At 52.2% G+C, this 13923-nt stretch carries 21 protein-coding genes; 14 read left to right on the top strand and 7 right to left on the bottom strand.

All coding sequences use genetic code 11. From position 1 onward, the window contains the following. The first annotated feature begins 18 nt into the window (after positions 1-18). Genes MA03_RS07480 through MA03_RS07500 form a run of 5 tightly spaced genes read left to right on the top strand, consistent with a single transcriptional unit; the run spans position 19 to position 3017 of the window. Positions 19-594: a DNA-directed RNA polymerase gene (locus MA03_RS07480; protein WP_052884651.1), complete on the top strand. Its 576-nt coding sequence runs from the start codon at positions 19-21 to the stop codon at positions 592-594. Next, positions 584-793: a transcription elongation factor subunit Spt4 gene (gene spt4 / locus MA03_RS07485; protein WP_052884652.1), complete on the top strand. Its 210-nt coding sequence runs from the start codon at positions 584-586 to the stop codon at positions 791-793. The genes MA03_RS07480 and spt4 overlap by 11 nt, the downstream gene beginning before the upstream one ends. Before the next feature lie 3 nt (positions 794-796). After that, positions 797-1777 (top strand): deoxyhypusine synthase, encoded by a 981-nt coding sequence (locus MA03_RS07490; protein WP_052884653.1) that lies wholly within the window; start codon positions 797-799, stop codon positions 1775-1777. After that, positions 1777-2790, top strand: coding sequence for an MraY family glycosyltransferase (locus tag MA03_RS07495; protein ID WP_052884654.1), 1014 nt, complete (start codon positions 1777-1779; stop codon positions 2788-2790). The genes MA03_RS07490 and MA03_RS07495 overlap by 1 nt, the downstream gene beginning before the upstream one ends. A gap of 5 nt (positions 2791-2795) precedes the next feature. Beyond that, positions 2796-3017, top strand: a complete 222-nt coding sequence (locus MA03_RS07500) for a hypothetical protein (RefSeq protein WP_191118534.1) — start codon at positions 2796-2798, stop codon at positions 3015-3017. Here the strand turns inward: MA03_RS07500 and MA03_RS07505 are convergent. Further along, the gene (locus MA03_RS07505; RefSeq protein ID WP_191118535.1) at positions 3004-3477 is read right to left on the bottom strand and encodes a pantetheine-phosphate adenylyltransferase; all 474 of its coding nucleotides are present in this window, start codon (positions 3475-3477) and stop codon (positions 3004-3006) included. The two genes, MA03_RS07500 and MA03_RS07505, sit on opposite strands and share 14 nt — an antisense overlap. Before the next feature lie 178 nt (positions 3478-3655). On the opposite strand from MA03_RS07505, the gene MA03_RS07510 reads away from it, so the two are divergent. From MA03_RS07510 to MA03_RS07525, 5 genes are all read left to right on the top strand, one after another. Then, positions 3656-4381: a Rossmann-like domain-containing protein gene (locus tag MA03_RS07510; protein ID WP_191118795.1), complete on the top strand. Its 726-nt coding sequence runs from the start codon at positions 3656-3658 to the stop codon at positions 4379-4381. A 161-nt stretch (positions 4382-4542) separates the two neighbouring features. Continuing rightward, positions 4543-5424, top strand: coding sequence for a radical SAM protein (locus MA03_RS07515; RefSeq protein WP_052884658.1), 882 nt, complete (start codon positions 4543-4545; stop codon positions 5422-5424). A 514-nt stretch (positions 5425-5938) separates the two neighbouring features. Beyond that, positions 5939-6220: a transcriptional regulator gene (locus tag MA03_RS07520; protein ID WP_052884659.1), complete on the top strand. Its 282-nt coding sequence runs from the start codon at positions 5939-5941 to the stop codon at positions 6218-6220. Positions 6221-6654: 434 nt separating this feature from the next. Next, positions 6655-6810 (top strand): hypothetical protein, encoded by a 156-nt coding sequence (locus MA03_RS08825; RefSeq protein ID WP_191118536.1) that lies wholly within the window; start codon positions 6655-6657, stop codon positions 6808-6810. Further along, entirely contained in the window at positions 6807-7100 is a 294-nt protein-coding gene (locus tag MA03_RS07525; protein WP_052884660.1) for a nucleotidyltransferase domain-containing protein, read from the top strand. Before MA03_RS08825 ends, MA03_RS07525 begins: the two co-directional genes overlap by 4 nt. A 63-nt stretch (positions 7101-7163) precedes the next feature. On the opposite strand, the gene MA03_RS07530 is transcribed toward MA03_RS07525, so the two are convergent. The 4 genes from MA03_RS07530 to MA03_RS07545 all read right to left on the bottom strand — a co-directional run bounded on the left by MA03_RS07530 (position 7164) and on the right by MA03_RS07545 (position 8660). Next, positions 7164-7436, bottom strand: coding sequence for a PRC-barrel domain-containing protein (locus MA03_RS07530; protein ID WP_052884661.1), 273 nt, complete (start codon positions 7434-7436; stop codon positions 7164-7166). Between the two features lie 116 nt (positions 7437-7552). Further along, complete coding sequence (locus tag MA03_RS07535; RefSeq protein WP_052884662.1) at positions 7553-7798, bottom strand: glycosyltransferase; 246 nt, start codon at positions 7796-7798, stop codon at positions 7553-7555. Positions 7799-8063: 265 nt separating this feature from the next. Next, positions 8064-8261, bottom strand: a complete 198-nt coding sequence (locus MA03_RS07540) for a hypothetical protein (protein WP_052884663.1) — start codon at positions 8259-8261, stop codon at positions 8064-8066. Positions 8262-8414: 153 nt separating this feature from the next. After that, the gene (locus MA03_RS07545) at positions 8415-8660 is read right to left on the bottom strand and encodes a hypothetical protein (RefSeq protein WP_052884664.1); all 246 of its coding nucleotides are present in this window, start codon (positions 8658-8660) and stop codon (positions 8415-8417) included. Positions 8661-8666: 6 nt separating this feature from the next. On the opposite strand from MA03_RS07545, the gene MA03_RS07550 reads away from it, so the two are divergent. Then, a complete protein-coding gene (locus tag MA03_RS07550; RefSeq protein ID WP_052884665.1) occupies positions 8667-9806 on the top strand; it encodes a glycosyltransferase in 1140 nt (379 codons plus the stop codon). 1 nt (position 9807) lies between these two features. Then, positions 9808-10761, top strand: a complete 954-nt coding sequence (locus MA03_RS07555) for a glycosyltransferase (RefSeq protein ID WP_052884666.1) — start codon at positions 9808-9810, stop codon at positions 10759-10761. Between the two features lie 30 nt (positions 10762-10791). On the opposite strand, the gene MA03_RS07560 is transcribed toward MA03_RS07555, so the two are convergent. Then, on the bottom strand, positions 10792-11103 hold the full coding sequence (locus tag MA03_RS07560) for a hypothetical protein (RefSeq protein ID WP_052884667.1): 312 nt from the start codon (positions 11101-11103) through the stop codon (positions 10792-10794). 5 nt (positions 11104-11108) lie between these two features. After that, on the bottom strand, positions 11109-12143 hold the full coding sequence (locus tag MA03_RS07565; RefSeq protein ID WP_052884668.1) for a glycosyltransferase family 4 protein: 1035 nt from the start codon (positions 12141-12143) through the stop codon (positions 11109-11111). A gap of 141 nt (positions 12144-12284) precedes the next feature. Between MA03_RS07565 and MA03_RS08965 the strand changes: the two genes are divergently transcribed. After that, positions 12285-12881, top strand: a complete 597-nt coding sequence (locus MA03_RS08965) for a lipopolysaccharide biosynthesis protein (protein ID WP_191118538.1) — start codon at positions 12285-12287, stop codon at positions 12879-12881. Beyond that, on the top strand, positions 12808-13815 hold the full coding sequence (locus MA03_RS07575; RefSeq protein WP_191118539.1) for a lipopolysaccharide biosynthesis protein: 1008 nt from the start codon (positions 12808-12810) through the stop codon (positions 13813-13815). The genes MA03_RS08965 and MA03_RS07575 overlap by 74 nt, the downstream gene beginning before the upstream one ends. Positions 13816-13923 lie beyond the last annotated feature (108 nt).

Genomic DNA, 13923 nt, shown 5'->3' on the forward strand with positions numbered 1-13923 from the left:
TGAGCCTCTAGAGATATTATGTATAAGCTAATATTGCTCGAGGACACGGTCAAGATACCTCCAAAGCTTTTCGGGAAGCCGTTGAATGAGGCGGCCCTAGAGGTCCTCAAGGAGGACTTCGAGGGGAGGGTCCTAGAAGGCATAGGGCTAGTAGTCTCGGTGCTGGGTGCAGAGGTCTCCGAGGAGGGCTACCTCACCTTTGGAGATGCAGGCTCATACCACCAGGCGAGGTTCACCGCCCTCGTCTTCAGCCCCGTGAACCAGGAGGTGGTTGAGGGCGAGGTGGTCTTAGTAGAGAATATAGGCATAACCGTCAGGCTAGGCGCGGTAGACGGGTTCATCCACAGGTCCCAGGTTTTCCCGAGCAAAGAGGTCATCTATGACAGGGATCAAGGCGTCGTGATAGCGGAAAGCGGCAAGAGGATAATAAGGAGAGGCGACGTTGTGAGGGCTAGAGTCACGGGCGTTACATACGACGTGCAGAGGGGACAGCTGCGGGTAAGGCTCACCATGCGCCAGCCCTACCTCGGCAAGCTCGAGCATATAAAGGAGCTAATCGAGAAGCAGAAGAAGGGTGAGAAGGATGCCTCGTAAGAGAAAACTACCCCTAAAGGCTTGCACGACCTGCAAGGCCCTCGTCCAAGACGAGATCGAGGTATGCCCTGTGTGCGGTGGACGCGAGTTCTCAGACGACTGGGACGGGTTTGTGGCGATCATCTCCCTGGAGGATTCAAGCATTGCCAAGCTACTCAAAACCCCCAAGCCCAGCATGTACGCCTTAAAGGTAAGGTGAACTATGAGCGGTGACAGATCCTCGCTACTACAAACCCCTGTAGTCGATTTAAGCCTTGATGAAGCCGCGGAGAACGCAGGCCAGCTCGTAAAACTCCTCGAAAAGCTCGGCGGCTTCTCAGCGAGATACGTTGTGAGGAGCGCAAACATACTGCTCGAGATGTACAGGAGCGGGGCAACAGTCATCTATAGCTTCCCGGCAAACCTAGTAGCTACGGGCCTTAGAGGCCTCCTAGCGGACACGGTGCGCCACGGCCTAGTCAACGCCGTCATAACCACTGGAGGTACATTCGACCACGACATAGCCAGGGGGCTGGGATACAAGTACTACGTGGGAGAGTTCGAGCTCGACGACGCCTACCTCAAGGAGCTCGAGATTCACCGCCTCGGCAACATACTCGTCCCAGCCGAGAACTATGGTCCACCCGTGGAGGGCTTCACGCACATGATGCTCGAGGAGCTTTCACAGGTCAAGACAGACTGGTCTCCAAGCGAGCTGGCATTCGAGGCCGGCAGGAGGCTCAGCGACGAGAAATCCATACTCAGAGCGTCACACCTAAAGAACACCCCTGTCTTCGCTCCTGGCGTAGTGGACGGCGCGTTCGGGACGGCAGTATACACCTTTAACGAGAAGAGCCGGGCAAGCTCGACAGTCAAGCCGATACGCATAGACCTGGTCAGAGACATGGAGAAAATAGCGGACATAATATACTCCGCAGAAAAGCTTGGAGGAGTAATGCTCGGCGGCGGAATCTCCAAACACCATACAATCTGGTGGGCCCAGTTCAGGGGAGGGCTAGACTACGCAGTAGCCGTAACCTCGGCTCCAGAGTGGGACGGCAGCCTGAGCGGCGCGAGGACCCGCGAGGCGATAAGCTGGGGGAAGATTAAGCCGAAAGCCAACCACGTCACGGTACCCGGGGACGCCACCATAATATTCCCGGTCATAATCGGTTACGCTGCAAGGGAGCTTGGGGTGGTCTGATGGAATTATATTTAGCTGTTTTAGCCTTCTCCACCTCGCTAATACTGACGGCCCTACTAGCAGAGCCCCTCATAAAGCTCCTCAGACGCATGGGCATAGTCAGGCCCGACGCACACAAGCCCGGAAACCCCACGGTAGCCCACAGCGGAGGAGTAATATTATTCCTCGGAGTCACGTCCTCACTCCTAACAACAATCCTCCTTGCAGGCCCCTCCACACCACTATCCCTGAAAATACTCATAATGCTCGCCAGCGGGGCAACGTGCTTCGCCGTAGGACTCGTAGACGACGTCAAGATACTCAGGGGAGGCGTTAAAACAGTCCTCACGCTCCTCGGGATACTCCCGGTCCTCGTCGCAGGCGTTCAAGCCCCCCAGCTCATAGAGTGGGGTCGACCCGTACTACCCCTTATCGGAAGGCTCAGGATAACAATAATCTACTGGGCCCTCATGCCCCTCTCGATAGCCGGGGCAGCGAACATCGTGAACATGCTGGACGTGATGAACGGCGTGATCCCCGGGACATCGATAATCGCCTTCTCAGCCCTGGCAGTGGCAAGCCTGATCCTTGGCCGGGAGGCAACCCTTATAGCGTCTCTGGCCGTGCTAGGAGCCCTGATAGCCTACTACAAGTACAACGCGTACCCCGCTAGAGTCTTCAACGGTGACAGCGGAAGCCTCTTCCTCGGCGCACTCATCGGCGCGATAGCAGTCGTAGACCACATGGAATTCATAGCCCTAACACTACTCCTGCCACACCTGCTCAACGGCTTCTTCGTGCTCGTCAGCTTCCGAGGCTTCAAAGAGCACCGCCAAATAAGGAAAAGACCAATACAAGTCGACAACAACGGTATCCTCACCGCCAGCACAGACCCTGACGCACCACTCTCCCTTACACGAGTAATCCTCGCAGTAGGCGGCCCCTCCAGGGAACCCGAGGTCGCAAAGGCATACATCCTGCTCGAAGCAGTAGCAGCAGCCCTAGCCTTGGTCTCCGCCTGGCTCATGAGGTGAGTAGGTTGAGGCTTGGAAGAGTCATAGCATTCATAGGATCGCTCCTGGTAGCCGCATGGCTAGGGCTAATAGCAGTAGTGCTTGCCGCAGACCTGGTAGCTAAAACCCTCCGAGAACCCCTGAGAAGCATCACCGGCCTCCTTATCCTCGCAGCCTTCCTTGCCCTCGCCGTCGTAGTCGTAGAACTCCTGAGACGCAAAATACTCCCACGGATCACGCGTTATTAACCCTTCTACTCCAAAGGAGCGAGCTCGACAGCCTCAAGCCCCCAACAGTCAACATCTCCACCGAGTACACCTTAAGAGGCTCTAACCCCTTGATTCTCCGAAGAAGGTTCACGAGGAAGGCTCCACGAAACGTCTCCTCAGAGACAAATATACAGTCTGCCCCCTCGTCCTCGACAGACGGCCCGAAAGCATCGTCAAGCCTGTAGATGCTCACCTCAACACTCGGATCAACCTCCTTCAAGAAGCCCAGCACGGCCCTCACCCTCTCATCGAACGGCTCGACAGGATGCCTCTTATGACGGGAAACATACTCGTCCGATGTAACCCCGACGAGAAGACTACATGAAAGTACAGTGGCCGTGCGTAAAAGCAGCTTGTGCCCCTCATGCAGGAGGGAGAAAGTCCCCCCCACAACGCCTCTCCTGCAAGGCTTCCCGCAGTACACACTATTCCCCGTCAAGTCCAATTCCCCTGCAAAACACGCGTTCTAACACTATGAGTCAAGCGGCGGCACACCCTTAAGTGCGATACAGTATTATCTTCCAGTAATACATATATCACCCTCCCACTACTAGGCAAACATGGGCATTCATGCCAGGGAACCCCCTCTTGATACACATGTACATAACACCAAACACATGCTTGTAAAGCTATTCGCAGAACGCGCTCTAGCGATGGCCGGGGGACTCCGGCTGGTCGACTACTGTCTCTGCCTTAAAGCTGCTTACGTTGTCGTCGAGGGTCCAAGGGGCAGGGCACTTGGCTTCGCACACATCCCGCACGAAGACCTGCACGACTTAGGCGATACCAAGCCACCGAGGCTCGAAGAGATGCCTGAATTCGTAGTCGATCTAAACCCACTTAACAGGGTTCTCGGAGTCGCAATGCTCAACGCGGTCTCACAATACCATCTAGCCGAGCCTGTTTCAGCCAGCATCTACGAGTACATAGGGGAGGAGCCGGTTTGCCTCATAGGAAATATGGGTCCCCTGGCTGAGCAACTAAGGAGGCAGGGACGCAGGGTCTACGTTTTCGAGAGATCCAGAGAGCTGCGACGCCACGCATTCTCAGAGGTTGAGGAGGAGATACTGCTTCCAGCGTGTAAGACGCTGGTGATAACCGGGATGACTCTACTCAACTTCACCCTCGACAAGATCCTCGAGAACTCCAACGGGCTCAACATCCTCACGGGTCCCACAGCAGGACTCCACCCCGAAATCGTCAAGGGGACCAGGATACACGTCCTAGCCTCCATGAAGTTCAACGTAGAAGCCGCAGTACAACACCTAAAACTCGGAAACTACGTATCTCTAGCCCTACACCCTCAACTCGGACGCCCATACGCTATAGACCTGAGAGTCTAGACGCGGCCTTACCAGGCAACAAAAACGCTAAAAGCTTTTAACTGCCGGCCTGCTTCTAGTCATTGTAATGAAAGCCATTTTTATGGTGGCGTTCTACGTTTAGATATGCATTTGGCCCTGTTTACTCGAGAAGGCTCGGGAGGAGCCTAGGCGTCAACAATATCCCCTACAAGCTCTGCACGTACTCCTGCATATACTGCCAGCTCGGTAGAACAATAAAAATGACCATAGAGAGAAAACCCTTCTATGACCCCCAAGACATAGTACGCGACGTAGCAGAGACACTCGCCCAGACCAAGGGTGAAGTAGACTTCGTGACCTTCGTCCCGGACGGAGAACCACTCCTCGACCTGAATATAGCCGCCGAGATAACAGGGATCAGGCACGAGACAGGCTCAAGGATAGCGGTTCTGACAAACGCCTCGCTACTCTACCAGGAGCAGTGCAGGCTCGACCTGGCAGAGGCAGACCTAGTCTCGGTCAAAGTGGACGCTGCGAGCGAGCAGGTCTGGAAGAGGATAAACAGGCCCCACCCCAGCCTAAGGCTAAGCGAGATCCTTGAAGGAATACGCGAGTTCGCGAACACCTTCAAGGGAAGGCTTATAACGGAGACCATGCTCGTAGAAGGCTTCAACGACAGCAGAGGCGAGATAAGAGCAGTCGCCGAGTTCATCGCGAGCATAAACCCCCATAAAGCCTACCTAGCAGTCCCGGTACGCCCACCCGCAGAGCCATACGCTACACCACCTCCGCCCGAGAAGCTAGTAGAAGCCTACAACACCTTCACAGAACACATAGGAAGAGACAAGGTCGAGCTACTAAACATGCCTGAACCACCCCCCGAGACACTCCACGGCGACCCAGCCCAGTGGATCCTATCCACGACCTCGGTACACCCCCTCAGATACACTTATGCCGTCAAGCTCCTAGAGAAGAAGGGAGAAAACCCTGAAAAACTACTCTCAAGCCTCAAGGAGAAAAACCTCATCAGAATAGTCGAATACCGCGGAGAAAAGTTCATCACAAGAACATACAGATCCTAAGACGAACCACGCCAAATATCTACTCTCCATAAGGCCTACTCAATATACTCCTTTTCAAGCTAATAAATTCAGGCTATCATAGGGAGATTTCTTCTCATTAGGTCTATTCCCTAGAAAAAATGTGAATAAATATTATAATTGTGAGAAATTTCACATGATGAAAGCTCGCCCTAACTCCCCTCATGCGTATATTCCAAGACCTATAGGGTGGAGGTATGAAAGCGATTGAGTTGCTTAGAAAAGAGATTGAGGCAACACGTGTAGTAATTATGGCTGGAGGAGAGGGCAAAAGGATGGGTTACGCTGAAACACCAAAGGAGTATGGCTACCCGTAAACACCTTAAAAGAACTAGAAGAAGTAGAAAAACTGCTAAACAAAGAGATACATAAAGAAAAGGACTTAACAGCTTGAAAGTCCCAAAAAATAACATAGCTTGGAACATACAGTATTCCAGCTTTCCAATAATATGCGAAAGAATTAAGTATTTAATTATTTTTAGTTAATTGGCCTCATATGTCGAGAGATCAGCTTATAGGCGTTGCACTAGCCGTCATATCTATCCTGGTTATCATCGTATACGGGTGGATCCTCTTCTTCACCGAGTGGAGCATGCTACTGTTACAGTTGTCGGCTTTTATCGCTGTGGTAGGGGTGTTCGGGATTCTGGCCTGGATAGGGTATACTCTGGCCACGACTCCGCCTCCCAAGCCGATAGAGGAGATAGAGAAGGAGATCGAGGAGGAGCTCAAGAAGCTTGAGGCCGAGCAAAAGCAGGAAAACTCTGAGAAGCAGTAAGAAATAAACAGAAGAATCCAATGTTTTCTAGGATAGGTTAGATTTCACTGGAAGACATTATAAGTAAAAATGGATACATCACGCAATCCTCTTCTCTCCAAGCCGACTACCTCAATATAGTTGGTTGTTTGTAATATCGAAAATAGAAATTCGAGTGATTAATCTCTTGACCACATCGTCTGATACCTTCTCAACGGATATATACGGCTAACCTGACGCTAGACCGGAAGCTCCTTAGACCCAAGAGCGGAATAAATTCAAGTCCTCTCAATCCCTAGCACAATGTCTAGATGACTTTTTGCATGCAACCAATTTACTTTCGACAATAAATGAGCTATCTTTCGACGAAACGCGTGAAAAATATAAAAACAATCATTTTTAGAATTGGAGTCTTTGTTTGATGCCCACCCGGCTTTGAGCCTCCCCCGTCCTCGATGCCTGTTCTGACTCCAAGTCTGGTTTACGCTGCTTACAGGCGTGCATTGCGTTTCGGTGTCTTCTGGGGGCTCAGGCCTGAGGAGAGGAAGGCTCCGGACCTCTACAGGTTCATCAGGGAGGTATTCAGGCCGCTGGTGGAGGGTGTCCGATGAAGAGTCGTAACAACCCGCTCGAGGTCGCGGTGAAGGTTAAAAGAATAGTACAGAGTATAGACCCCGAGGCGAGGTTTTTCCTATTCGGCTCTGCTGTCTGCGGCCCCCGGACTGCTGCCGGTGACATCGACGTACTTGTGGTCTCGGAGTTTGTGGATCGCAAGTATGACGTCATGGTCAGCGTGTATGAGGAGGTTTTGGAGCCTGTAGAGGGTCATGTCACGACGCGGGTGAAGTTCGAGACATGGTATAAAAGATTCATCCCGTCCGGCGAGCTTGTCGAGGTGTAGCTCTGGTATTAGTGGATAGCTCTAGGGCTCTCTGATTCGACTAACAGCTTGAAAAAAGCTTAGTTACTTGTGGGGTTTTACGGTTTCTTTTAGCTGTGCTTTCTCAACGTCAATAGTGATGTAGTCCGCCACGCCCTTCACATGGGCGGTGCTTACGATTCCCCGTGGCTTGAAGGAGAGCCGTATGCCTATTTCTCTGGCTGCATCGCTTGTGAGTCTGAGGACGAGGTTTTGGACTTTCCAGTCTTCCGAGATTTCCAACTCCTCTACTTTTCCAACATGGAATCCGTCGAGGGTTACCACGACTTTGCCTACGAGGTCGCGGGTGAGCATCATGAGGGGTTTTCGGGTATTAGATATAAGGTTACCGCTTGACTGTGTGTATTCCGGGAGGTTTTAGGAAAAGCGTGTTGGATGGTAGCCGTGAATGGGTCTGTCCGTACCTCTTGGTTTCATGGGATAGTGCTCTTCTGGACTATAATCTCGTAGCTTGCGAGTCCAGTGCCTTGTAGCATGCTCCTACACGTCTCCACTGTGCTGTCGCTGCTGCCCCCGTCGACTATGATGACGGAGACCTTGTCCTTAGGGTACGTCTGCGAGAGCATCGATCTTAGCGCCTCTTTTATGACTTTTTCACGGTTTAGCGTTACGGTGCATATAGTAACACGTGGTAAGACGTTTTTAGCGGGGGCATCCATGACTCTATTAGTACGTCACTTATAGCTAAAGTTTACTTTCGTAAAAGTTATAGGAGTTTTTCACAATACCCTACATACCTCGAAATGAGTCTTTCCGAAGCTTTTAAAGATACGATTCCTCGAATCTCAAAGTAGCTGTAGAGAAGGGTCAGGCCCTCTTTGAAGAAACTTTGAACTCATCTCGAGAATGTATTTAATGTTTTCTCCGACGACTTGTGAGCCACGCGATATTTAACAGTTTGAGGATGGCTCTACCCAGATTCCGTCAATGATACAGTAAGAGACCTTTGAAGCCGAGGAGCTTGGCGAGGATGTATTTACAGCAGTCATTCCTGTGTTTGTCTAAATTGCTTCCGTAGATATCCTTGGAGCCCTCCTCGCGGATAAATTTAGCTAAGGGCGTTATGTATAAGCCTTTCAGGTGGTCTCGGAAGATTTTATATGAGAGGAGTACGTCCGCCATGCAGGAGTAACCTTCCAGGTTCTCGTCAAACTTATACTTTAAGAAGACTTCATGCTTATAGGCTGTGTTACTACTTGTCGGCCACTCGCAGTTTACGGTTCTTGTAAGCTGGGAAGGGTATTCGAAGAACTTGCACCTGTTTGGGAGGTACCTCTAATAGGCTTTGAATACTAGGTTGAACAGGTTTCTGAGTACTAGCAGCCTTGCCGTGCTACTGGCCTTTCCTATGTTGACTATGTAGCCGGAAACACTCACAGTGTTAGGGTTTTCCTGAAATGTACAAAGGATTCCTTTCAGGTAGCCTGGTAGTAGCATCATATCCGAATCTTGCGCTAGCACTGTATGAGAGGCTTTCCGCGGTTCGTAGTGAACCTTTAATAAGTCCCTAGCTTTATACATCCTTTGATGACGCAGAGTGTATTTGTCACTGGCTTTGACCCCCTTGCCTACAGGCGTCCCTTATTTGCAAAAAAAGCTATTCCAGGCCTGAAAATTATCTCATACAAATATCTCATTAACAGGTTTGGAAAGTTGAGTTACATTCCTTTAAAAATGGTACCACGAATTGCAAAAGTTGAGAGTTTATTCACAAAACTCAGCACAAGCGGAGGGGATCGCTACGTAAGTGCGCTGTTGCGAGAGTTTTTCAGCCGGGTGGCACTCACAGGCATGAAGGTAGACCTTGTGATCGCCTTAAACCCGTATCTGGCGTCACGTAGGGTGTGGGGAGACAATGCCACCATTATTGTAGACTGGATGGATGTCTGGATGGATCCCCAGGGATCTATTCACCCGCTGGACGTCAGGATCCTGCGGGAGGCCAACGGCATAATATTCTGGAGCAGAGCTCTAATGGAGGTTGCAGCGCGTAAGCTCGGGCTCCAACGCTTCACTTATATACCTTATGGAGTCGATCCCTTGTTTAATCCGCCACGCTTTGGCGACGCTAGGTTCTTCAGGGAAAGGTACCGGCTCGGTGACAGCATTGTTTTCATGTACAGTGGCGGGATATGGAAGGTGAATGGGGTAGATCTCCAGGGTACTGACCGAATGCTGGCAGCCTTCGCGTCTGCCGCGAGGAGGCTCAGGAACGCTGTTTTAGTGCTGCAGGTTCCAAGGATGGACAACGCGACTCTGCGTGCCGTTAAGGCGCTGCGCGGGCGCGTAAGGGTTTTGGGCTCCCTCCCCTATGCTAGCTTCCTGAGGCAGAGCGCCTTCGCCGCAGCTGATGTCCTCCTCGCACCCAACAGCAGGCACCCCATGGTTTTCTATGCCGAGCGTGTGAAGATGTTCCAGTACATGGCGGCGGGAAGAGCGATACTGGCAGAGCGGACCCCTGGAGCTACAAGCGCCTTGGGGGATGCTGCTATGTATGTCGAGCTGGGGAGCACGGAGAGCCTCGCCGAAGCCATAGTAGAGCTCGCAGAGGATAAAGAGCTGAGGGAAGAGCTGGGGGCAAAGGCACGCGAGAGAGCCCGCCTCTTCACGTGGACAAAGCTGGCGCCTAGGTACGCTGAGTTTGTACGTAGCATAAGAGAGGGTTAATATGCCGGTATCCGAGCCTCCTTCGCGTATGAAGACTCTCAGCGTGATCATCCTTTCGAAGAATAACGGAAGGACTCTCGGCTACACGTTGTTAAGCGTACTGCGCGCCGCGGTGCCCGAGGGCTGGGAGAGAGAGATCATTGTAGTAGATGCTCGCAGCAGTGACAACACGCCGAGGATACTTGAGGCCTTCAGGAAGTACATCCGGGTGATTCACGATGAGGGTAGGGGGATTGGAATAGCTAGGAACATAGGGGTTTCCTCAGCGAAGGGTGAGATAATCTGCTTCGTTGATGCCGATTGCGTGGTGGGCAGAGATCACTTCGTGAGGGTCGTAAACGCAATAGAGGACGGGGGGGCAGAGCTGGTGGACGTGAAGGGTGGGAAAGGGGTTGCGGAATCCCCCGTTGAGGAGCTTGAACAGAAGGTGTGGGAATGGGGGAGGGCCTATTCGAGTGAGCTTGCCAGGGATAGGTGCTTTGCCGGCGGCTCCTTCATCTCGTTCAAGCGGGATGTTTTTGAGAGGATCAGAGGGTTCTGGGAACACCCTCCCTATGGAGCTGATGACTTGGACTTCAGCTACAGGGCTTACCGCTCCGGCTTTAAGATTTCCGTGGTATCCTCACTTGGATCCTACTGTAGGCACAGAAGGAGCCTATTGGATCTCGTTAAGCAGCAAATGGGGTGGGGAAGAGGGTACGCTCATGTGATAATCAAGTACAGGACTCATTATGATTTCTGGAAGTGTTATAGATGGTCCCATATAGTATACAAACTACTTGGAAAATTCATTTACCTTTACCCAATCTTTGCATGCATTTTAGCGCCCGTCAAGGGTTTGTACCTCGCCGTATGGTCGGGGGATTGGCGACTGCTCCCTTATTGGACGTTACGTCGATGGGCTTTCCTGTACGGTATGTTGAGAGAGTTGAGGGCGAGAAGGACGAGGCGCTAAGGCTCTCTGAGATGCCTGGGAGGCTGCATGTTACGCGGAAGGTGCAAGCTCAGGCTCCTCGTTCTCCATAATACTGTGTAGATTCTTGTACAAAAGAAACTTTCCGAGTCTCCTTAACTTTTTGTTGAGACTTTCTGCTGCCTTCACGGTCAAGGGCTCTGGGATGATCCTGTAGGGTAGCTCGGGGAGTCCTAAAAGCGTGAAGATCCTTGGGTCAAGCCCTCTCGTTACGAGCTCGGCGTTAAACTCATTCTCGCGTAGTGCTCTGAGGAGAGAGCCCGGGAGCCTCTCAGCCCCTCCGACATTGTGGGAGGAGTAGTGAGCCACAGCGATGGAGACCATACGCTTTACCGGAGAATCTCCGCGTAAAGTTGAACATATTTCTCAGTTATGACGTCCCAGTTGAACTCTCTTTCAACTTTCTCGCGTGCCCTATCAATCATGTGTCGAGGGGGGTTCATGAGGGTGTTGTTTACAGCCTCAGCGAGCTTAACAGGGTTCTCGGGCTCTACGAGCACTGCTAGGGGCTCGCCGAAGGCGCTGGTTATCTCGGGTATTCTCGATGCTATAACGGGGACTTTCAGGGCCATGGCCTCCAGGATGACAGTCGGTAAACCCTCTGCACGAGAGGGGAGCACGAGGGCATCGCTTCCGGCTATGATCTTGAGGGTCTCGAAGTGCTCCTTGAAGCCCAGGTAGTGGAAGTTCGGAAGTTCTTTTGAGAGTCTTCGTGCCCGCTCTTCGAGCTCCTTGAGACCAGAGCCGAGAACGACAATATGGATGCTGGGGTCCACAAGTCTCACTGCCTCTAGAAGTATGTCGAAGCCCTTTTCGTAGCTGAGCCTGCCCGCGTAGACCACCTGTCTCTCGTACAGCCTCACCCCCTCGCGGGGAAGCTTCTCTAGATCCAGGCCGTTAGGTATGTAGTATGTTTTTACACCAATCTTTTGGTAGTACTCGCAGACGCGTGGGGAGACGCAGGTTACAGCATCCACTCTTTTAAGCATCCACGACTCTAGCTTGGTTGCTATGTCGCCGGCAAGTCCCCCGTAGAGTATCCTTATGCTCTCCGAATATATACCATGAAGGGTGAGCACCTCGACTCTAGCCGGAGCTGATTTAACGCTTAACCAAACTGGGAGGTTGTGCCCGTGTACAATGTCGAAGCCGTCTCTCTTCACTCGCAAAAGTAGGGTCTTAACGGCTGATGTGAGTGCGAAGCTTGGGTTGTATAGCCCCTTAACGGGTATGTGTGGCGTGTTTTCAGCCGAAACGACCTCTACTTCTAAGCCCTTTCTTCGAAGCCTTTCCACGAGAGCCGAGACGTGTCTTGAGATCCCTCCGATTCCAGTGACCTTGGGGCTGACAAGCAATATTCTCATAGCCGGACATCTATGGTTTTATTACGGCGGAAAAATAATGTTTTGTTGAGGGGTAGCCACCTATGCATCCTGTGGAAACCTTTATCTCGGCAGCAAAGCTAGCTACCGGGGTAGCTCTCGCAATGTTTAGGGGTGGAATCATTGCAGAGTAGTGTAGGTGGACGCATGGCTTCGGCTACAATAATCCTTAGCGCTAGCCAGCTCTTGTCGGCTCTTGTTGCGGTGGTTTTCAGCATTCTTGTGGCGAGGCTTCTGGGACCTGGGGGTTACGGGCTGGTGAACCTTGCACTGGTCTACCCTTCTCTGCTCGCCGGCTTGCTGGATCTGGGGATCGGGACGGTGGTTTCCAGGTATGCCGCTGCAAACGGGGTGGACGGGCTCGGACACGTGTGGTCTGGCGTGGTCCTCAAGCTTTTACTGGGTTTGATCGGCTCCCTGATAGTATTCCTTTACGCGGACTTCTTTGCGGGGCTTTTAATGAGGCCTGATCTTGCCCCTCTTCTCAGCACGCTGTCTCTCTATGTCTTTGCTGGTGCGGCTCTCTCAGCTGTGTCCTCCGCGTATGTCGGGTTCGGGAGATATGCGCTCGCCGGCTCTGTGAGCCTCGCTCTAAGCACTTTAAGGGGTGTTTTCGCCGTCGCCTTGATACTCGCGGGTTTGGGGGGTGTTCGGCGCGGTAGCCTCCTTTACAATCGCTTATACCCTGCTGTCAGTGCTTTATCTCCTATTATTCCTTAAGTTTTTCGGGAGGCCTAGGCTCTCCCGGGAAGCTGTCAAGGATGTTATCGGGCTGTCTCTTCCGCTCTACCTGGCTACTCTAGCAGGGTTACTCGTCCCGCCCATGGTAGACACCCTCGTCGCCAGGCGAGTCTCGGATACCGTTATTGGAAACTACAAGGTGGCAATGATCTCTGCTACGCCTATAGCTGTGATAACCTCCTCTGTCTCCACAGCAGCTTTAACCTCTCTACCACTGCTCCTAGGCGATGAGGAATCTCTCAGGAATGGTGCAAGCTCCTATTCTCTATACGCCTCGGTAGCCCTCACAGGTCTCATGCTCGGCTACATGGCTGTGCAGCCGTGGCTGATCATCCTGCTCTACGGCTCAAGCTACTCGCTTGCCGCTAGCTACGCAAACATATACGTTGCCGGCTTCCTGGCAGACGCAGTATTAGGGAGCTACATACTGGGAAGCCACTTCATAACCGTTGGGGCTACCCGCTGGAATGGCCTTGTAGCAACGGTGAGAGGGGCTACGGTTATCCTTGCCGCAATGCTGTTAGTGGAGAAGCTGGGAGCCACTGGAGCCATGCTCTCGTATAGCATTGGTGAACTCGTCGCGGCCACCACAATATACTTTGTCGCCAGCAGGGTTTACAGTGTGAGAATCGATCTTAGGGGCTCGCTTAAGGGGCTGATACCGGCGCTAGCGTCTTTCGCGGCTGCGAGCGCCGTGGCGTACTGGATCAACTCCACTCTTGCCTCCCTTCTCGCCTCCGGCCTCATCTTCGTCATCTTGTACCTCCTTCTTCTACCGTTCTTTCTCGATGACAAGGTTCTGAGCGGACTCGTGGGGTTCCTGACAAGCACGCCCTATATTGGATGGCTTTTAAAACCATTTAGGGAGGTATACCTCTCCCTCACGCGGGAACTTCACGGTAGACTCGTATAGAACACCTTATTCCTGACCAGTCATGCTTCTTCTGCATGTTCTTATGAATGCCCGGCTCTTAGTTTCCGCCTTCCCGCCGGGAAGAGGTTTATACGCTATGTTTTCCCA

This window comes from Thermofilum uzonense (genome assembly GCF_000993805.1).
GTDB lineage: Archaea > Thermoproteota > Thermoprotei > Thermofilales > Thermofilaceae > Thermofilum > Thermofilum uzonense.